The organism is Kitasatospora sp. CB01950 (assembly GCF_001905465.1).
Lineage (GTDB): Bacteria > Actinomycetota > Actinomycetes > Streptomycetales > Streptomycetaceae > Kitasatospora.
In genome coordinates, this window is sequence record NZ_LISX01000001.1 from 772004 (window position 1) to 790505 (window position 18502).

15 protein-coding genes are annotated in these 18502 nt (G+C 70.9%); 12 read left to right on the top strand and 3 right to left on the bottom strand.

Annotated elements, in window-relative coordinates:
• Window positions 1-115: 115 nt before the first annotated feature.
• From rplQ to AMK19_RS03710, 9 genes are all read left to right on the top strand, one after another.
• Window positions 116-586: a 50S ribosomal protein L17 gene (gene rplQ, locus AMK19_RS03670; RefSeq protein ID WP_073807948.1), complete on the top strand. Its 471-nt coding sequence runs from the start codon at window positions 116-118 to the stop codon at window positions 584-586.
• A 91-nt stretch (window positions 587-677) separates the two neighbouring features.
• Window positions 678-1613, top strand: a complete 936-nt coding sequence (gene truA / locus AMK19_RS03675; protein ID WP_073808359.1) for a tRNA pseudouridine(38-40) synthase TruA — start codon at window positions 678-680, stop codon at window positions 1611-1613.
• Between the two features lie 101 nt (window positions 1614-1714).
• A complete protein-coding gene (locus AMK19_RS03680) occupies window positions 1715-3373 on the top strand; it encodes an ABC-F family ATP-binding cassette domain-containing protein (RefSeq protein ID WP_073807950.1) in 1659 nt (552 codons plus the stop codon).
• 223 nt (window positions 3374-3596) lie between these two features.
• Entirely contained in the window at window positions 3597-4040 is a 444-nt protein-coding gene (gene rplM, locus AMK19_RS03685; RefSeq protein WP_073807951.1) for a 50S ribosomal protein L13, read from the top strand.
• A 47-nt stretch (window positions 4041-4087) separates the two neighbouring features.
• Window positions 4088-4594 (top strand): 30S ribosomal protein S9, encoded by a 507-nt coding sequence (gene rpsI, locus AMK19_RS03690; protein WP_073807953.1) that lies wholly within the window; start codon window positions 4088-4090, stop codon window positions 4592-4594.
• 137 nt (window positions 4595-4731) lie between these two features.
• Entirely contained in the window at window positions 4732-6096 is a 1365-nt protein-coding gene (gene glmM, locus AMK19_RS03695) for a phosphoglucosamine mutase (RefSeq protein ID WP_073807955.1), read from the top strand.
• Between the two features lie 126 nt (window positions 6097-6222).
• Window positions 6223-7353, top strand: a complete 1131-nt coding sequence (locus tag AMK19_RS03700; RefSeq protein WP_073807956.1) for a hypothetical protein — start codon at window positions 6223-6225, stop codon at window positions 7351-7353.
• Window positions 7354-7372: 19 nt separating this feature from the next.
• Entirely contained in the window at window positions 7373-8518 is a 1146-nt protein-coding gene (locus AMK19_RS03705) for a glycoside hydrolase family 26 protein (protein WP_073807958.1), read from the top strand.
• A gap of 136 nt (window positions 8519-8654) precedes the next feature.
• A complete protein-coding gene (locus tag AMK19_RS03710; RefSeq protein WP_274536947.1) occupies window positions 8655-10790 on the top strand; it encodes an acyltransferase family protein in 2136 nt (711 codons plus the stop codon).
• Between the two features lie 63 nt (window positions 10791-10853).
• Here the strand turns inward: AMK19_RS03710 and AMK19_RS03715 are convergent, their stop codons facing one another.
• The 3 genes from AMK19_RS03715 to coaA form a co-directional block, all read right to left on the bottom strand.
• The gene (locus AMK19_RS03715) at window positions 10854-12047 is read right to left on the bottom strand and encodes a glycoside hydrolase family 26 protein (protein ID WP_073807959.1); all 1194 of its coding nucleotides are present in this window, start codon (window positions 12045-12047) and stop codon (window positions 10854-10856) included.
• Window positions 12040-13359, bottom strand: coding sequence for a glycosyltransferase family 2 protein (locus AMK19_RS03720; protein ID WP_073807961.1), 1320 nt, complete (start codon window positions 13357-13359; stop codon window positions 12040-12042). The genes AMK19_RS03715 and AMK19_RS03720 overlap by 8 nt, the downstream gene beginning before the upstream one ends.
• A 181-nt stretch (window positions 13360-13540) precedes the next feature.
• Window positions 13541-14533: a type I pantothenate kinase gene (gene coaA, locus AMK19_RS03725; RefSeq protein ID WP_073807962.1), complete on the bottom strand. Its 993-nt coding sequence runs from the start codon at window positions 14531-14533 to the stop codon at window positions 13541-13543.
• Window positions 14534-14632: 99 nt separating this feature from the next.
• Between coaA and glmS the strand changes: the two genes are divergently transcribed.
• The 3 genes from glmS to AMK19_RS03740 all read left to right on the top strand — a co-directional run bounded on the left by glmS (window position 14633) and on the right by AMK19_RS03740 (window position 18463).
• Complete coding sequence (gene glmS / locus AMK19_RS03730) at window positions 14633-16489, top strand: glutamine--fructose-6-phosphate transaminase (isomerizing) (RefSeq protein WP_073807963.1); 1857 nt, start codon at window positions 14633-14635, stop codon at window positions 16487-16489.
• A gap of 61 nt (window positions 16490-16550) precedes the next feature.
• Complete coding sequence (locus AMK19_RS03735) at window positions 16551-16919, top strand: holo-ACP synthase (protein ID WP_073807965.1); 369 nt, start codon at window positions 16551-16553, stop codon at window positions 16917-16919.
• Window positions 16920-17023: 104 nt separating this feature from the next.
• Window positions 17024-18463: a bifunctional ADP-dependent NAD(P)H-hydrate dehydratase/NAD(P)H-hydrate epimerase gene (locus tag AMK19_RS03740; protein WP_073807966.1), complete on the top strand. Its 1440-nt coding sequence runs from the start codon at window positions 17024-17026 to the stop codon at window positions 18461-18463.
• The last annotated feature ends 39 nt before the right edge of the window (window positions 18464-18502 follow it).

Genomic DNA, 18502 nt, shown 5'->3' on the forward strand with positions numbered 1-18502 from the left:
CCGGGGGCGGTCCCGAGCGGACCGCCCCCGGCACCATGAAAGTCGTACGGACACTGTGTCCGTACGCCCGCTGCGGTACCTGGTACGGCCGTAGTCGGAGATTCGAGGAGTAACCATGCCCCGTCCCACCAAGGGTGCCCGCCTCGGCGGCGGTCCGTCCCACGAGCCGCTGCTGCTGGCCGGTCTGGCCCGCGAGCTGTTCCAGTACGGCCGCATCACCACCACCGAGGCCAAGGCTCGTCGCCTGCGCCCGCTGGCGGAGAAGCTGATCACCAAGGCGAAGAAGGGCGACATCCACAACCGTCGCCTGGTGCGCAAGACCATCACCGACGTGTCGGTGCTGCACACCCTCTTCACCGAGATCGCCCCGCGGTTCGAGAACCGCCCCGGCGGTTACACCCGCATCACCAAGATCGGCGGCCGCCGTGGCGACAACGCCCCGATGGCCGTGATCGAGCTGGTCGAGGGCGAGATCGCCACCAAGGCGACCGTCGCCGAGGCCGAGGCCGCTGCCAAGCGCGCCGTCAAGGAGGCCGAGCAGGCCGCCGAGACCAAGGCCGACGAGGCCGAGACCACCGAGGCCTGAGCCTCGTAGGTCCGTGACCGGGCCCGCCCTCCCGTCCCTCGGGAGAGCGGGCCCGTTCGCATCTCAGCTGGGAGACAGGGGAGTTGGAGTGGTGAACGACTGCGCGGAGCGGCCGCCGGTGAAGGACGGCCCGGCCGACGGGCACACCCGGATCAGGCTGGATCTGGCGTACCACGGCGCGGAGTTCTCCGGGTGGGCCCGGCAGCGTGGGCGGCGCACCGTGCAGGGCGAGCTGGAGGACGCGCTGCGGATCGTGACCCGGAGCGAGGAGAACTTCCCGCTGACGGTGGCCGGCCGCACCGACGCCGGCGTGCACGCGCGCGGGCAGGTCGCGCACGTCGACCTGCCGGACGAACTGTGGGCGCAGCACGGCGAGAAGCTGCTGCGCCGGCTGGCCGGACGACTGCCCGCGGACGTCCGGGTGTACCGGGTGGCCGAGGCGCCGCACGGGTTCGACGCGCGGTTCGCGGCGATCTGGCGGCGCTACGCGTACCGGGTCGCCGACCACCAGGGCGGCGTCGACCCGATGTTGCGCGGGCACGTGCTGTGGCACGACCGGCCGCTCGACCTGGAGAGGATGAACGCCGCCGCGAAGCTGCTGGTGGGGGAGCACGACTTCGCCGCGTACTGCAAGAAGCGCGAGGGCGCGACCACCATCCGCACCCTGCTGGAGGTGCACTGGGACCGGGTGCCGATCGACCCGTACGCGGCCCAGGAGGGCTCGCTGGCGGTGGCGACGGTGCGGGCGGACGCGTTCTGCCACAACATGGTGCGGTCGCTGGTCGGCGCGATGCTGCTGGTCGGCGACGGGCACCGGCCGGTGGAGTTCCCGGGCGAGGTGCTGGCCGGCGGCGTGCGGAACTCGGCGGTCAACGTGATCCGGCCGCACGGGCTGACGCTGGAAGAGGTCGGCTACCCGGAGGACGCGCTGCTCGCGGAGCGGAACCGGGTCTCGCGGCGGCTGCGGACGTTGGGGGACGGTGCCGCCGAGGGGGCCGCCGGCTCTGCGCCGGGCGGATCCGACTGAGGGGGCCTCCCGCCGGTTCGCCGGGGGTGCTCGGGCGGGTGGGCGGGGGCGGAGGGTAATCCGTTTTGTCGGTCGGCGAGCCCTTGGCACAATCCAGAAGCATGGGACATGTCGAGATCTCGCACCTGGAGTACTACCTGCCGGACGGGCGGGTGCTGTTCGACGACGCGTCCTTCCGCGTCGGTGAGGGCGCGGCCGTCGCGCTGGTCGGCGCGAACGGCGCGGGGAAGACCACGCTGCTGCGCATGATCGCGGGGGACGTGCAGCCGCACGGCGGTTCGGTGACGGTGAGCGGCGGGCTGGGCGTGATGCGCCAGTTCGTCGGCACCACGGGCCGGGAGGACGCGAAGGGCACCCCGGGCGCGCTGGCCGCCGACGCCTCGGTACGGGACCTGCTGGTCTCCGTCGCGCCGAAGCGGATCGCCGACGCCGCGCGCACGGTGGACGCCGCCGAGCTGGCGATGATCGCGCAGGACGACGAGAAGTCGCAGATGGCGTACGCGCAGGCGCTCTCCGACTGGGCGGACGCCGGCGGCTACGAGTACGAGGCCGACTGGGACGTCTGCACGACGGCGGCGCTCGGCATGCCGTTCGAGCGGGCGCAGTGGCGGGGCCTGAACACGCTGTCCGGCGGCGAGCAGAAGCGGCTGGTGCTGGAGGCGCTGCTGCGCGGTCCGGACGAGGTGCTGCTGCTGGACGAGCCGGACAACTACCTGGACGTGCCGGGCAAGCGCTGGCTGGAGGAGGCCATCCGGGCCACCGGCAAGACGGTGCTGTACATCTCGCACGACCGTGAGCTGCTCTCCCGTACCGCCGAGAAGATCATCGCGGTGGAGTCCGGCGCGGCCGGCTCCAGCGTCTGGGTGCACGGTGGCGGCTTCGACACCTTCCACGAGGCGCGCAAGGCCCGCTTCGAGCGCTTCGAGGAGCTGCGCCGTCGCTGGGACGAGGAGCACGCCAAGCTGAAGAAGCTGGTGCTCACGCTGCGGCAGGCGGCGGCGGTCAGCCACGAGATGGCGTCCCGGTACGCGGCCGCGCAGACCAGGCTGAAGAAGTTCGAGGACGCCGGCCCGCCGGAGGCCCCGCCGCGCGAGCAGTCGATCAGCATGCGGCTGAAGGGCGGGCGTACCGGCGTGCGGGCGTTCACCATGCAGGGCCTGGAGCTCAAGGGCCTGATGAAGCCGTTCGACCTGGAGGTCTTCTACGGCGAGCGGGTCGGGGTGCTGGGCTCGAACGGCTCCGGCAAGTCGCACTTCCTGCGGCTGCTGGCCGGCGACGAGTCGGTGCAGCACGGCGGCACGTGGAAGCTCGGCGCCCGGGTGGTGCCGGGGCACTTCCGGCAGACCCACGCCCATCCGGAGCTGCTGGGCCGGACGGTGCGGTCGATCGTCGAGGAGGAGCACGCGCTGTCCCGGGGCGCCGCGATGTCGGCGCTGCGCCGGTACGAGCTGGACCGGCAGGAGGAGCAGAAGTTCGAGTCGCTGTCCGGCGGGCAGCAGGCCCGGCTGATGATCCTCAAGCTGGAGCTGTCCGGTGTGACGGCGCTGCTGCTGGACGAGCCGACCGACAACCTGGACCTGGAGAGCGCGGAGGCGCTGCAGCAGGGCCTGGAGGCGTTCGACGGCACGGTGCTGTGCGTGACGCACGACCGCTGGTTCGCGCGGACCTTCGACCGCTTCCTGGTGTTCGGCTCGGACGGCCGGGTGTACGAGTCGCCGGAGCCGGTCTGGGACGAGGCCCGGGTGGCCCGCGACCGCTGAGCTCGCCGGGCCGGTTTGGAGTCAGCGCCCCCGGCCCGGTATTGTTGGCTGCTGTTGTGCGTATTGGCTCGCTCTATCTCACGTGAGAGGTCGGTACGCCGGAGACACCACAGGCCGAACTCCAGCGGCCAACGCCCGAATTGCGTCCGGGACGGTCGGCTGGAGGCCCCAGGTCTGTGTGCTCCTGTCAGGACCCACTCACTGAAAAGCGAAGGCTACGACCGTGCGTACGTACAGCCCCAAGCCCGGCGACGTCCAGCGTCAGTGGCACGTCATCGACGCGACCGACGTCGTGCTCGGCCGCCTGGCCTCCCAGGCCGCCAACCTCCTGCGGGGCAAGCACAAGGCGATCTACGCGCCGCACGTTGACACTGGTGACTTCGTCATCATCATCAACGCCGACAAGGTGCACCTCTCGGGCAACAAGAAGACCCAGAAGCTCGCCTACCGTCACAGCGGCTTCCCGGGCGGTCTCCGCTCGGTCCGTTACGACGACCTGCTGGCGAACAACCCGGAGAAGGCCGTCGAGAAGGCCATCAAGGGCATGGTCCCGAAGAACACCCTCGGCCGCCAGATGCTCTCGAAGCTGAAGGTCTACTCGGGCGACCAGCACCCGCACGCTGCGCAGCAGCCGGTGCCGTTCGAGATCTCCCAGGTCGCGCAGTAATTCCGGCCACCCACACCCCAACTGACGTAGAAGAGCTGAGGAACACCGTGGCCGAGACTGCCATCGAGAGCACCCTCGAGGTCGAATTCGACGACGAGAACGTCGACGAGTACACCTCCGAGTCCGAGTACACCACCGAGTCGCTGGCCGGCCGCTTCGGCGAAGCCGTCCCCGGCGCCGGCCTCGGCCGCCGCAAGGAGGCGATCGCCCGCGTGCGCATCGTCCCCGGCACCGGCGTGTGGAAGATCAACGGTCGCACCCTGGAGAACTACTTCCCCAACAAGGTGCACCAGCAGACCGTGAACGAGCCCTTCAAGCTCCTGGAGCTGGACGGCCGTTACGACGTCATCGCCCGCATCTCGGGTGGCGGCGTCTCCGGTCAGGCCTACGCGCTGCGCCTCGGCGTTGCCCGTGCGCTGAACGAGGCGGACGTGGACAACAACCGCGGCCCGCTGAAGAAGGCCGGCTTCCTGACCCGTGACGCCCGCGCCGTCGAGCGCAAGAAGGCCGGTCTGAAGAAGGCCCGCAAGGCGCCGCAGTACAGCAAGCGCTAATCGCACCCTGCATGCGATCCTCGCCCCGGAGCACACTTCGTGCTCCGGGGCGTTGTGCCTCCCGGACTCGTGCGGGGTCCGCGGGGGCTGGTACCAACCGAGCCGACAGGCGCTGACAGGACGGGACGAACGCGAACATGGCACGACTCTTCGGTACGGACGGGGTGCGCGGGGTGGCCAATGTGGGCCTCACTGCGGAACTGGCGCTCGGCCTGTCAGTGGCCGCCGCCCATGTGCTCGGGGACGCGAACGCGTTCGAGGGGCACCGGCCGGTCGCCGTGGTCGGCCGTGACCCCCGCGCGTCCGGAGAGTTCCTGGAGGCCGCGGTGATCGCCGGCCTGGCCAGCGCCGGCGTGGACGTGCTGCGGGTCGGCGTGCTGCCCACCCCGGCGGTGGCGTACCTGACCGGCGCGCTCGGCGCGGACTTCGGCGTGATGCTGTCCGCCAGCCACAACGCGATGCCGGACAACGGCATCAAGTTCCTCGCCCGCGGCGGCCACAAGCTGGACGACGCGATCGAGGACGCGATCGAGGCGCACTACCGCCGCTACGGCGTCGGCGACGAGACCTGGGCGCGGCCGACCGGCGCCGCGGTGGGCCGGGTCCGCAGCTACAACGAGGGCTTCGACCGGTACGTGGCGCACCTGGTCGCGGTGCTGCCGAACCGGCTGGACGGCGTGAAGGTCGTCATCGACGGCGCGCACGGCGCGGCCGCCCGGGTCGCCCCGGAGGCGTTCGCCCGGGCCGGCGCCGAGGTGGTGTACACCCTGGGCACCGAGCCGACCGGCCTGAACATCAACGACGGCGTCGGCTCCACCCACCTGGACAAGCTGCGCGTCGCGATGCAGGAGCACAAGGCCGACCTGGGCATCGCCCTGGACGGCGACGCGGACCGCTGCCTGGCCGCCGACGCCGAGGGCAACGAGGTCGACGGCGACCAGATCCTGGCGATCCTCGCGGTGGCCATGAAGGAAGCGGGCACGCTGCGCCGCAACACCGCGGTGGCGACCGTGATGTCGAACCTGGGCTTCAAGCTGGCGATGGAGCGCGAGGGCATCGAGCTGGTGCAGACCGCGGTCGGCGACCGGTACGTGCTGGAGGAGATGAAGCAGCACGGCTTCGCGCTCGGCGGCGAGCAGTCCGGCCACGTGATCCTGCTCGACCACGCCACCACCGGCGACGGCACCCTGACCGGTCTGATGCTCGGCGCCCGGCTGGCCGCCACCAAGCAGCCGCTGGCAGACCTCGCCACCGTGATGACCCGGCTGCCGCAGGTGCTGATCAACGTCAAGGGCGTCGACAAGGACCGGGTCGAGTCCTGCGCCGAACTGCAGGCCGCGGTCGCCGGGGCGGAGGCCGAACTCGGCACCACCGGGCGGGTGCTGCTGCGCAAGTCGGGCACCGAGCCGCTGGTCAGGGTGATGGTCGAGGCGGTCGGCCACGAGCAGGCCCAGGAGGTCTGCGAGCGCCTTGCCGAATCGGTTCGCCTGCACCTGGGCTGACGGTTCGTCGGCTCCGGCTTTGATGTCGGATCAACAACGCTTTACCCGTGCCCCGGACAGGCTGTCGAGGCACGGAGCACTACCGATAGCATGCGGGACTGTGATCGAAGCGTGGAGGGGGCGTTGATGTCCGAGGACCAGCAGCAGCCGCAGCCGCCGGCATCGGGGCCGGGGGTCCCGCCGCAGCAGGGCATGCCGGGAGCGCAGGGCGCGCCGCAGCCCGCGTACGGCTACCCGCAGCAGGCGCCGCCGCCCGGTTACCCGCAGCCGCAGCAGGCGCCGCCGCCGGGTTACCCGCAGCAGGCGCCGCCGCCGGGTTACCCGCAGCAGCCGGGGCCGGGCTACCCGCCGCCGCAGGGCGGCGGGTACGCCTACCCGCCGCCGTCGCCGCAGGCGTACGGCCAGGGCCACCAGATGCCCGGCCAGCAGCCGTACGAAGGCCGCTACGGCGCCTCGACGTTCCAGGGTGACGCGGAGGCGCCGGACTGGTCGGCGATGGCCAGCCAGCACGATGACGAGCGGCGCAAGCGCAAGCGCAACATGGTGGTGCTCAGCGCGGTGGGCGGCCTGCTGGTGGTCGGCGGCATCGTCGCCGGCGCGGTGCTGCTCACTTCGCAGGACAAGCCGGCCGACCCGATCGTGGCCGGCCCGTCCGCGAGCACCTCGGGGTCGGCGTCGCCGTCGGCGTCGAGCTCCTCCTCGGCCAACGGCGGGAAGCCGACGACGGCCGAGGGCGCGCTCAGCAAGGGCTCCACCGACAAGGCGCCGATCTCGCTGGACTCGCTGTTCCCGAACAACACCCTGACCGTCGACGGCCAGGTGCTGACCAAGGTCGCGACCGAGCACGGCGACCAGTGCGCGTCCGGCACCGTCAACGGCCTGGGCAAGGTGCTGGAAGCGCAGAACTGCAAGGACATCTACCTGGCGACCTACCAGTCCGACAAGGCGGCGGTGACGGTCGGCGTCGTGGTGTTCGACTCGAAGAACGCGGCCGACACGGCGCAGGCCAAGGTGGTCGGCAACATCAAGCCGCTGCGGTCCGACAAGGGTCCGCGGTTCTGCCCGGACCTGAGCCAGTGCTCGTTCTCGAACAAGGCCTTCGGCCGGTACATGGTCTTCACCACGGCGGGCAACGCCGACATGACCCCGGTGACCGACGGCACTCCCGCGACCAAGTCGGCCGCGGCGGGTGTGTCGAAGCAGGCGTTGGACGACCTGAAGGCCCGTGGCCAGGCCGCCCTGACGAATGCCGGGTAGCCGTCCGGGGAGTGACCGCATGCTGCCGCACCGGCCGTGGCCGGCGCGGCTGCATGCGTTTCTGATAGCCCGGCTGTGGCGGAACTTCCCGCCGCTGGGCCGGGTGGCCCTGGCGGTCGTCCTGGTGCTGGGCTGCACCGCGCTGCTGCTGAACAACGGCTCGCCGGGCGGGGCGTCCGCGTCGACCACCGCGTCCGCCGACCCGACCGGCCCGGGCAGCGCGGGCACGCCGTCCCAGGAGTCCTCCGACGTGCCGTCGGAGCAGCCCGGCACCCGGGCTCGGCGGGATCAACTGCTCAGCCCGCAGGGGAAGTTGTTCGGGATAGCCACGCCGAGCGCGCCGGATGCCGAAGAGGCCGCGGACCTGGCGCAGACGGTGGGGGTGCGGCCGACCGTCCAGGAGTACTTCCTGAAGTGGAACCAGGAGTTCGACCAGGCCGCGTTCGACGAGGCGTACCGGCTCGGCGGGGTGCCGCTGCTCACCTGGGAGCCGTGGGCCGGCGGTGACAAGGCGGTCGACCAGCCGCAGTTCGCGTTGCGGAAGATCGCCTCGGGGGAGCTCGACGACTACATCAAGCGCTTCGCCAAGGCCGTGAAGAAGACCGGCCGCCCGGTGGTGCTTCGCTTCGCGCACGAGATGAACGAGCCCTGGTACACCTGGTCGGAGGACCGCAACGGCAATCGGCGGGGCGACTACATCGCGGCCTGGCGGCACGTCCACGACGTGTTCGAGTGGCAGGAGGTCACCAATGTGATCTGGTTCTGGTGCCCGGACCTGCAGAGCCCCGACAAGTCCCCGCTGTCGCGCTACTTCCCGGGTGACGACTACGTCGACTGGATCGGGACGGAGGCGTACAGCACGGGCGGCGAGACCACCGCCGAACAGCTGCTGGGCCCCACCTACCGGGAGTTGACGGCGCTGTCGGACAAGCCGCTGTTCATCGGCGAGGCCGGGGTGCGGCCGTCGGGCGTCAAGGCGACGCTGATCAAGGACTTCTTCTCCTGGGTGTCGGCGCACCCGCGGGTCATCGGGTTCGTCTGGTTCCAGTTCTCCGACACCGACGGCTCCCGCTACGACTGGCGGTTCACCACCTCGGCGGACGCGCAGCAGGCCTTCCGCCAGGGCCTGTCCTCGCTCCAACTGGTTCCGGGGCCGATGCGCTGACGGGTCGTGCTGGGGCCGGGATACGCATCGTGCACGGCGCACCCATATGATCTGGACCCAATCGGTCGTCAGTGGAGTGCTTTCGGCGGCTCGGCGAAGTGCTTCGTTCGAGAACCGGGGGAAAGAAAGAGGGTTCATGAGCAGTCACCACCAGCCCGGCCGTGGGGACCTCGCGACGGCGACACGGGAGGCACCGGCCCCGGGCGGGGGGCGAAGAGCGTCCAGGCGCAAGGAACGCGGGAGCAGCGCGTTCCGCCCGGACATCGAGGGTCTGCGGGCCATTGCGGTTCTCCTGGTGCTGGCTTTCCACGCGGCGCCGAAGCTGCTGCCGGGCGGTTTTGTCGGAGTCGACGTTTTCTTCGTCATCTCCGGATTCCTCATCACCTCGCTGCTGGTGCACGAGATAAACAAGAACGGGCGCCTCTCGCTGGCCGGGTTCTACGCCCGCCGGGCGAAGCGGCTGCTGCCCGCCGCCTGCCTCACCCTGCTGGCGGCGGCGGGGCTCACCTACGTCTTCCTGCCGATCACGCAGCGCTCCGTCTTCGGCGGCGACATCCTGGCCGCGGCGCTGTACTTCGTGAACTGGCGGCTGGCGGACCGTTCGGTCGACTATCTGGCCGCGGACGTCATGCCCTCGCCCGTCCAGCACTTCTGGTCGCTGGCGGTGGAGGAGCAGTTCTACCTGGTCTGGCCGGTGCTGATCGTGCTGGCGCTGTGGATCGCCCCGAAGATCCGGGTCGCGCTGCCCCGGCTGCTGGCCGTCGTGATCTCGCTGGTGGCGGCGGTCTCGCTGTTCTACTCGGTGGTCCACACCGCGAACTCGCCGGAGGCGGCGTTCTTCGTCACCCCGACCCGCTTCTGGGAGCTGGCCGTCGGCGCGATCGTCGCGCTGGCCCTGCCGCACCTGGACGTGTTCCTGGGCGGCACCCGCGCGGTGATCAGCACGCTCGGCGTGCTGATGATCCTGGGCGGCGGGTACTTCATCGACGGCACCTTCGCCTGGCCCGGGTACTGGGCGCTGCTGCCGACGCTGGGCGCGGCCGCCGTGCTGGCCGGCGGGGTCGGCGGTCCGGCCGGCGCCGGGCGGCTGCTGGCCCTCAAGCCGCTGGTGTGGGTCGGCGGGATCAGCTACTCGCTGTACCTGTGGCACTGGCCGCTGCTGGTCGCCGCGCAGGCCGAGTGGGGCACCGGGACGAAGGTCGGCGTCGCCGCGGTGGCGGTGTCCGTCCTCCCGGCGTGGCTGTCGCACAAGCTGGTCGAGAACCCGATCCGGTTCTCCACGGCGTTCGCCCGGCCGTTCAAGGCGGCCTGGGCGGTCGGTCTGCCGTTCACCGCGGTCGCCGTCGCCTGCGGCGTGCTGCTGGCCTTCATCGGCGCGGGCTCCGACGACAAGGGCGGCCCGGTGGCCGGCGCCGCGATGCTGAACGGGATGAACTCCCAGCAGCAGGGCGACCTGTGGAAGACCAACCGGTACCCGACCGTCCGGCCCGACCCGCTGAAGGCGCTCGCGGACATCCCGGAGGCCTATCCGAAGAAGTGCCAGGCCAACCAGGACACCCCCAACGTGGCGAGCTGCGACTTCGGCGACACCTCGGCCCCGACGGTGGTCGTGATGGCCGGCGACTCGAAGATGCTGCAGTGGGAGCCGGCCCTCGACGCCATCGGCAAGGAACACGGCATCCACATCGTCACCGTGACCAAGTCCAGCTGCGCGTTCTCCGACAGCGTCACGGTGCTGAACGACCGCGCGTACAAGAGCTGCGCGGACTGGAACAAGAACGCGATGGCCAAGATTCTGGAGCTGCACCCGGCGATGGTGCTGACCTCGCAGAACTCGGCCCGCGCGCTGTCCGACCCGGCGGGCGCCGGCGAGGGCGAGATCCCGCCGATGCGGGACGGCCTGGAGCGCCACTGGACCACGCTGCAGAAGGCCGGCATCCCGGTGACGGTGGTGCTGAACAACGTCAACGGCGTGCCCTCGCCGGTCTACGAGTGCGTGGCCAAGAACAGGTCGAAGCTCTCCAAGTGCGCGTTCGACTCGAACTACGAGACCGCGGACCTGCAGACCGAACTGGCCAAGAAGCTCAACCTGGGCGTCATCGACCTCAACCCGATGATCTGCCCGGGCGGCAAGTGCCCGGCGGTGATCGGCTCGGCCCTGGTCTACCGCGACGGCTCGCACATCACCGCGACCTACGTGAAGACCCTGGTCCCGGCCCTCCAGGACCAGCTGAAGCGGGAGTTCGAGCGCAACAGGCTCACCTGGAAGTAGCAGGCGGCGGTACGCGAACGGGCCCGGAGGCGATGTCCTCCGGGCCCGTTCGGCGTTGCTGCGTCAGTGCGGCAGTCCGTCGGCGAGTTTGACGGTGGCGATGCCCTTGGAGAACGCCTGCAGCGACTCCGGGGTCTCCTCGAACCGCCAGTCCGTCTGGGCGCCGTGGTCGGTGTCGCGTTCGAACCAGATGAAGCCGAGCAGGTCCGACTGCTGGTTGAGCCAGTCGAAGAAGTCGGTGGTCCACTTCACCTTGAGCGTCGAGTTGGGCTCGCGGCCGGTCTCGGTGATGAGTATCGGCTTCTTGGTCATCCGGCGGACGATGTCGAGGGTCGGCCCGAAGGTGTCGGCGGCCGTGGCCTCGTTCTTGGTGCCGTAGCCGGTCAGGCCGACCCAGTCCACGTAGTCGTCACCGGGGTAGAGCGGCGGCAGCTCGACCTTTGGCACCGGGCGGACGATGTTGGCGCTCCATATCCAGATCGCATTGTCCGCCCCGGCCTCCTTGAAGAGGTCGTGGATGTGCTTCCAGGCCTGGACGTACTCGCCCTTCTGGTTGCCGTTCACGCCCTCCGACCAGGGGTACCAGACGCCGTTCATCTCGTGCGCGAAGCGGATCGCCACCGGCCACTTCTGGGCGGCCACGCCGTGGGCGAAACGCCGGATGTAGTCGTCGTGGGCGCCCGAGATGATGGTCGACAGCGCGAAGGTCGGCTGGTCGGTGTGCCCGGCGTCCTCGCCGTCCCAGGGCTCCCAGGACAGCACCGGCAGGGTGCCGTGCGCGTACGCGCGGGAGACCGCCTTGGGGTCGAACTCGGAGGTCCAGCGCACGAAGTACTCGGTCATGGTGGGCCGGACACCGGTCTTGTCGGCGATCGAGTCGAGCTCGCCGGAGGACCACGGCGCCTCGGGCGTCGCCACGCCGAAGTACTTGCCGTTCGGGGTGTCGAAGATCGACTTGTCCGGCACGGCCGGCGGCGCGGGGTTGATCAGCTGCTTGATCCCGGGCGCGCCGACCGGATGCCCCAGGCCCGCGTACCGGGGGCCCTTGCTGTCCAGGTTGAGCGCCGCCATGACACCCCAGCAGAGGACGCCCAGCAGCAGCACGTTGACGGTCATCCAGACCCGCAGCCGGATGCCGCTGCCGCGCGACCACCAGTGCATCTTCTTGCGGCGGCGGGCGGCCTTCGGCTCGGCCTCGGGCGGCCCGGCCTGCTTGGGGACCGCCTTGGATCTCGTCTCGGACGCCGTCTCAGACACTCATCATCACCGACCCGATCAACATGGCGCTGCCCAGCAGATAGGGAATGACCACCTTGGCACTGCGGACCTTCTCGCCCGCGAAACTGTCCTTGCGGGTGCCCCAGGAGGCGTTGTGGCCCATCCGGAAGAACCCCAGCAGCCGGACCGGCAGCAGGATGAACGTGTTGATGACCATGAACACCGGAAGGAACACCAAGTCCTGCGCCCGGTAGGCGAAGTGACGCCCGAACCGGACTGCCAGCGACAGTACCGACATCACCGCGGCGAGCACCAGGATCGTGCTGATGGCCTTCCAGTGGACGGCCGGCAGCGGCAGCTCCATGTACAGGCTGGGGCCGGTGTGCCGCCACAGCGCCCTGCCCCAGGAGGCGAAGGAGCCCAGCAGGACGAACGGCACCAGGATGTCCACCAGGTAGAACAGCGCGAGCATCTTCGCCCGGCGCAGCATCCACGGCAGCATCCGCAGCGTGTTGTACTGCGAGCCGCGGGCCCAGCGGTACTGCTGCTTGGTCAGCTTGCCCAGCTTCAGCGGGGCGTCCGTGTAGACCAGCGACGTGGACTGGTAGACCGTCCGATAGCCCTGCTTGAGCGTGTAGTTGGTCAGCGTGCGGTCGTCGCTGACCTCCAGGAAGACCCCGAGGAACTTCTCCGACAGGAAGTCCTCCATGCACTCCAGCAGGATCTTCCGGCGGAACGCGATGGTCCGGCCGGGCAGGCAGCCGACCGTGCCGAGGACGCTCATCGCGGGCAGCGAGTACTGGCAGCGGACGCTCTCCAGCCAGTCCGCCCAGCGGGTGAGCACCGACCGGCCGGGCTCCAGGATGCGCTGGCGGGTCGTCACACCGCCGACCGTCTCGTCGCGGAACGGCTTGACCAGCTCGGACAGTGTGGAGGGCGTCCACACGGTGTCGGAGTCGACCAGCACCGTGATGTCGCCGGTGCAGGCCTCCAGACCGACCTTCAGGGCGTTGCGCTTGCCCGGGGTCTCGGTCCACAGCCAGTAGACGCCGAGCTGGTCGCAGACCTGCTCCAGCGTCTCGTTGCGCTTGCCGTTGATGACCACCACCATCTCGGTGGGCTGCTGGTCGATGATCCGGTCGAGCACCGAGTGGAAGAGGTCCGCCGGCTCGTCCACCACCGGGATGATCACGGAGGTGGTGCCGGAGTACGGGCGCTTCCACGGCCGGTAGCGGCGGGCCAGGGCGAGTCGGACGAACCAGAGGATCCACACGCCGCTCATGAAGACGGCGAACGGGTAGACGGCGCCGACAGTCCACCATTGGCGGAGCTGGAGCAGGAAAGCGAGCATGGCCCCCGAAACCGTCTCGTGTCGCGTGCGTGCGGACGTAGCCAAGTGAGCACACTTGAACCAGGCCGTCCTGATGATAGACGGCCCGGCAAGGTGTTATTCACGACGAAAAAGGGCACACCGGTCGCGTCTGAGACCGGCGTCACTCCAATCGCAACCGGTTCGTGACGCCGAACGGGTGTCAGAGCTTACGGAGCAGAGCCCGTCGTACCTTGTGGTCCGCGCCCTTCTGGAGGATGAGCGTGGCCCGGCCTCGGGTGGGCAGCACATTCTCCAGCAGATTGGGCCGATTGATGGTCCGCCAGACCTGACGGCCGTAGTCCATCGCCTCCTCCTCGGGCACCTCGGTGAAGCGCCGGAAGTAGGAGTTCGGGTCCTGGAAGGCGGTCTCGCGCAGCTTGCGGAACCGGTCCAGGTACCAGGCCTCGATGTCGTCGGTGCGGGCGTCGACGTAGATCGAGAAGTCGAAGTAGTCGGCGACCGCCATCCTGGTCCGCCCGTCCGTGCCGGGCAGGGCCGGCTGAAGCACGTTCAGGCCCTCCACGATCAGGATGTCGGGGCGCTCCACCACCAACTGCTCGTCCGGCACGATGTCGTACACCAGGTGCGAGTAGACCGGCGCGGTGACCCGCTCCTTGCCGGCCTTCACGTCCGCGACGAAACGCATCAGCGCCCGCCGGTCGTACGACTCCGGGAAGCCCTTGCGGGCCATCAGGCCGCGCCGGCGCAGCTCCGCGTTGGGCAGCAGGAAGCCGTCGGTGGTGACCAGCTCCACCCGCGGGTGCTCCGGCCAGCGGGCGAGCAGCGCCTTCAGCAGCCGGGCCGTGGTGGACTTGCCGACCGCCACCGACCCGGCCACGCCGATGATGAACGGGGTCCGCACCCGTTCGGTGTCGGGCGTGTCGAGGAAGGTGCCCAGCGCGCCGCGCAGCTCGTGCGTGGCGTGGATGTACAGGTTCAGCAGGCGCGACAGCGGCAGGTAGACGTCGCGGACCTCGTCCAGGTCCAGCGCGGTACCGAGGCCGCGCAGCCGTTCGACCTCGTCGGCGGTGAGCGGCAACGGGGTGCGTTCGCGCAGCGCGCTCCACTCGGCGCGGTCCAGATCCACGTACGGGGAGGGGGTGGGCGCGGCGGGTACGCCCCTCGTACAGAGTTCGGTCAGCACAGCATCCATTGTGGGCCGTGTCCGGGCCGTCGGGTGCTGTGGTGTCGGTCACCCGGTGTGGTCATCCGACCCGACGGGCCTCGAACAGCGACACCTATGCTGGCGCATATGTGCGGAATTGTTGGATATACGGGCCCGCAAGCGGCCCTCGACGTAGTGATCGCCGGTCTGCGGCGGCTGGAATACCGGGGCTACGACTCGGCCGGTGTCGCGGTGCAGACCGAAGGAGCCGACGGGCAGCGGCTCCTGGCAACCGACAAGCGGGCCGGAAAGCTCGTCAACCTGGAGAAGTCGCTGGCCGAAACCCCTCTGCCGGCCGGCACCACGGGCATCGGCCACACCCGTTGGGCCACCCACGGCGCGCCCAACGACGCCAACGCCCACCCCCACCTGGACGACCACCGCAAGGTCGCGGTCGTCCACAACGGCATCATCGAGAACTTCGCCGTGCTGCGCGCCGAACTCGCCGACCGCGGCCACACGCTGCGCTCCGAGACCGACACCGAGGTCGTCGCCCACCTGCTCTCCGAGGCCTACGACGGCGACCTCGCCGAGGCCATGCGCACCGTCTGCCGCCAGCTGGACGGCGCGTTCACCCTGGTCGCGGTGCACGCCGACGCGCCCGACGTGGTGGTCGGCGCCCGCCGCAACTCGCCGCTGGTGGTCGGCGTCGGCGACGGCGAGAACTTCCTCGCCTCCGACGTCGCCGCATTCATCGCGCACACCCGCGAGGCGATCGAGCTCGGCCAGGACCAGGTCGTCGAACTCCGCCGCGACGGCGTCACCGTGACCAACTTCGACGGCACGCCCGCCGAGGTCCGCGAGTACCACGTCGACTGGGACGCCTCCGCCGCCGAGAAGGGCGGCTACGACTACTTCATGCTCAAGGAGATCGCCGAGCAGCCCAAGGCCGTCGCCGACACCCTGCTCGGCCGGATCGGCGCCGACGGCCGGCTCACCCTCGACGAACTGCGCATCCCCGACCAGGTGTTGCGCGAGGTCGACAAGGTCGTCATCGTCGCCTGCGGCACCGCCTTCCACGCCGGCATGATCGCCAAGTACGCGATCGAGCACTGGACCCGCATCCCCTGCGAGGTCGAGGTCGCCAGCGAGTTCCGCTACCGCGACCCGATCATGGACGACCGCACCCTGGTCATCGCCATCTCGCAGTCCGGCGAGACCATGGACACCCTGATGGCGCTGCGGCACGCCCGCGAGCAGGGTGCCAAGGTCCTGGCGATCTGCAACACCAACGGCTCGACCATTCCGCGCGAGTCCGACGCCGTGCTCTACACCCACGCCGGCCCCGAGGTCGCCGTCGCCTCCACCAAGGCCTTCCTCACCCAGCTGGTCGCCTGCTACCTGGTCGCGCTCTACCTCGGCCAGGTGCGCGGCACCAAGTGGGGCGACGAGATCTCCTCCGTCATCCGCGAACTCGGCGACGCCCCCCGGCAGGTCGAGCAGGTGCTCGGCACCATGGAGCCCGTCCGCGCGCTCGCCCGTTCGCTGGCCGACGCCCCCGCGGTGCTCTTCCTCGGCCGCCACGTCGGCCACCCGGTGGCCCTCGAAGGCGCGCTCAAGCTCAAGGAGCTCGCCTACATGCACGCCGAGGGCTTCGCCGCCGGCGAGCTCAAGCACGGCCCGATCGCGCTCATCGAGGAGGGCCTGCCGGTCGTCGTGGTGGTGCCCTCGCCGCGCGGCCGCTCCGTCCTGCACGACAAGATCGTCTCCAACATCCAGGAGATCCGGGCCCGCGGCGCCAGGACCATCGTGATCGCCGAGGAGGGCGACGAAGCCGTCGTCCCCTACGCCGACCACCTGATCCGCATCCCCGCCACCCCGACCCTGCTCCAGCCCCTGGTCTCCACCGTCCCGCTCCAGGTCTTCGCCTGCGAACTGGCCACCGCCAAGGGCCACGAGGTCGACCAGCCGCGCAACCTCGCCAAGTCCGTCACCGTCGAGTAGCCCGCGTATCGTCCATGCCTGCGTGCGCGGAGCTGCGCAGGCATGGACGAGGGAGACGGGCGTGATCATCGGGGTCGGCATCGACGTGGCGGACATCGGACGGTTCGGGGAGTCCCTGGAACGTACCCCCGGCCTCGCCGAACGCCTCTTCACCGCAAGCGAGTTGACCCTCCCGTCCGGACAACGCCGGGGCACCGCCTCGCTCGCCGCCCGGTTCGCCGCGAAAGAGGCTCTCGCCAAGGCCCTCGGCGCACCCCCCGGCCTCCGCTGGGAGGACGCCGAAGTCCGCGTCGAACCCTCCGGCCGCCCCGTCCTCCACGTCACCGGCACCGTCGAGGCCCGCGCCGCAGTGCTGGGAGTGACGGGCTGGCACGTCTCGCTCAGCCACGACGCGGGCGTCGCCTCGGCGGTCGTGATCGCCGAAGGGTGAGAGCGAGGGGGCGAAAACGGTGGCGCGAGGCGGAAGTCACCCGTCCGTGAGAGCGCGCTGCGGACAATGACGTGCATGTGCTCGCGCCCCGAAGGAGAAGCCACATGCGCCACGCCCATCGCGTAGAGCAAGTCCGCGCCGCCGAAGCCACGTTGATGGCAGCCCTCCCCGAAGGCACGCTGATGCAGCGCGCCGCAGCCGGTCTCGCCGCGACCTGCGCCGGGCTGCTGCCCCGGGTCTACGGCAGTCGCGTCCTGGTGCTGGCAGGCTCCGGCGACAACGGCGGTGACGCGCTGTACGCCGCCGCGCGTCTCGCCCGTCGCGGGGCCCGCGCCGAAGCCCTGCTGCTCGACCCGGCCAAGGCGCACGCCGAGGGTCTCGCCGCGCTGCTGGCCGCCGGGGGCCGGGTCACCGACGACCCGACCGCGTTCGGCCGCGCCGACCTCGTGCTGGACGGCATCGTCGGCATCGGCGGTCGCGGTCCGCTGCGCCCCGCCGCCGCTCCCTTCGCGACCATGGAACGTCGCGGGCCGGTGGTCGCCGTCGACGTGCCGTCCGGCGTCGACCCCGACACCGGCGAGGTGACGGGCCCCGCGCTGCGTGCCGACGTCACGGTCTGCTTCGGCACCCACAAGCCCGGCCTGCTGATCGACCCCGGCGCGGAGTACGCGGGCGTGGTCCACCTGGTGGAGATCGGACTCGACCTGCCGCCCGCTCCCGTCCAGGCCCTCCAGCACGCCGACGTGACCGCGCTGCTGCCCGTCCCCGGCGTGGAGAGCGACAAGTACCGGCGCGGCGTGGTCGGCATCGCCGCCGGCTCCGCCCGCTACCCGGGCGCGGCGCTGCTCGCCGTCGCCGGGGCGCTGCGCGGCGGTGCGGGCGCGGTGCGCTACACCGGGCACGCCGCCGAGGAGGTGGTGCGCCGCCACCCGGAGACGCTGGTCACCGACGCCGGCCCGGCCCGCGCGGGACGGGTCCAGGCGTGGGTGGTCGGGCCGGGCGGCGGCGACGGCGCGGAACGCTCCCTGCGGGAGGCCCTCGACACCGACGTGCCGGTGCTCGCCGACGCCGACGCGCTCACCGAACTCGCCCGACTCGGCCCCGACCTGCTGGCCGGCCGGCCCGCCCCCACCCTGCTCACCCCGCACGCCGGTGAGGCCGCCCGCCTGCTGGCCGGCGTCGACGAGCACACCGACGCCGACACCGTCGCCGCCCGCCGCCTCCGGTCCGCCCGCCTGATCGCCGCCCGCTACGGCGCGACGGTCCTGCTCAAGGGCTCCACCACCGTCGTCGCCGACCCTGACGGCACCGCCCGCGTCAACCCCACCGGCACCGGCTGGCTCGGCACCGCCGGCAGCGGCGACGTCCTCTCCGGCCTCACCGGCTCTCTCCTCGCCACCGGCCTCACCCCCCTCGACGCCGCCTCCGCCGCCGCCTACCTCCACGGCCTCGCCGGCCGTCACGCCGCCGGCCCGGGCGCCCCGATCACCGCACTGGACATCGCGGACGCACTGCATCCCGTATGGCAGTCGCTGGCGGAGTGACGAGCCGCCGGCGGAACCGGAACGCCGTCCACCGCGTGG

What these genes read in the sequence shown, in the direction of transcription:
- AMK19_RS03680 (WP_073807950.1), top strand. Translation starts at nt 1,715, where the DNA reads ATGGGACATGTCGAGATCTCGCACCTGGAGTACTACCTGCCGGACGGG.
- AMK19_RS03720 (WP_073807961.1), bottom strand. Translation starts at nt 13,359, where the DNA reads ATGCTCGCTTTCCTGCTCCAGCTCCGCCAATGGTGGACTGTCGGCGCC.
- AMK19_RS03710 (WP_274536947.1), top strand. Translation starts at nt 8,655, where the DNA reads ATGAGCAGTCACCACCAGCCCGGCCGTGGGGACCTCGCGACGGCGACA.
- coaA (WP_073807962.1), bottom strand. Translation starts at nt 14,533, where the DNA reads ATGGATGCTGTGCTGACCGAACTCTGTACGAGGGGCGTACCCGCCGCG.
- AMK19_RS03740 (WP_073807966.1), top strand. Translation starts at nt 17,024, where the DNA reads ATGCGCCACGCCCATCGCGTAGAGCAAGTCCGCGCCGCCGAAGCCACG.
- AMK19_RS03705 (WP_073807958.1), top strand. Translation starts at nt 7,373, where the DNA reads ATGCTGCCGCACCGGCCGTGGCCGGCGCGGCTGCATGCGTTTCTGATA.
- glmM (WP_073807955.1), top strand. Translation starts at nt 4,732, where the DNA reads ATGGCACGACTCTTCGGTACGGACGGGGTGCGCGGGGTGGCCAATGTG.
- rplQ (WP_073807948.1), top strand. Translation starts at nt 116, where the DNA reads ATGCCCCGTCCCACCAAGGGTGCCCGCCTCGGCGGCGGTCCGTCCCAC.
- AMK19_RS03700 (WP_073807956.1), top strand. Translation starts at nt 6,223, where the DNA reads ATGTCCGAGGACCAGCAGCAGCCGCAGCCGCCGGCATCGGGGCCGGGG.
- glmS (WP_073807963.1), top strand. Translation starts at nt 14,633, where the DNA reads ATGTGCGGAATTGTTGGATATACGGGCCCGCAAGCGGCCCTCGACGTA.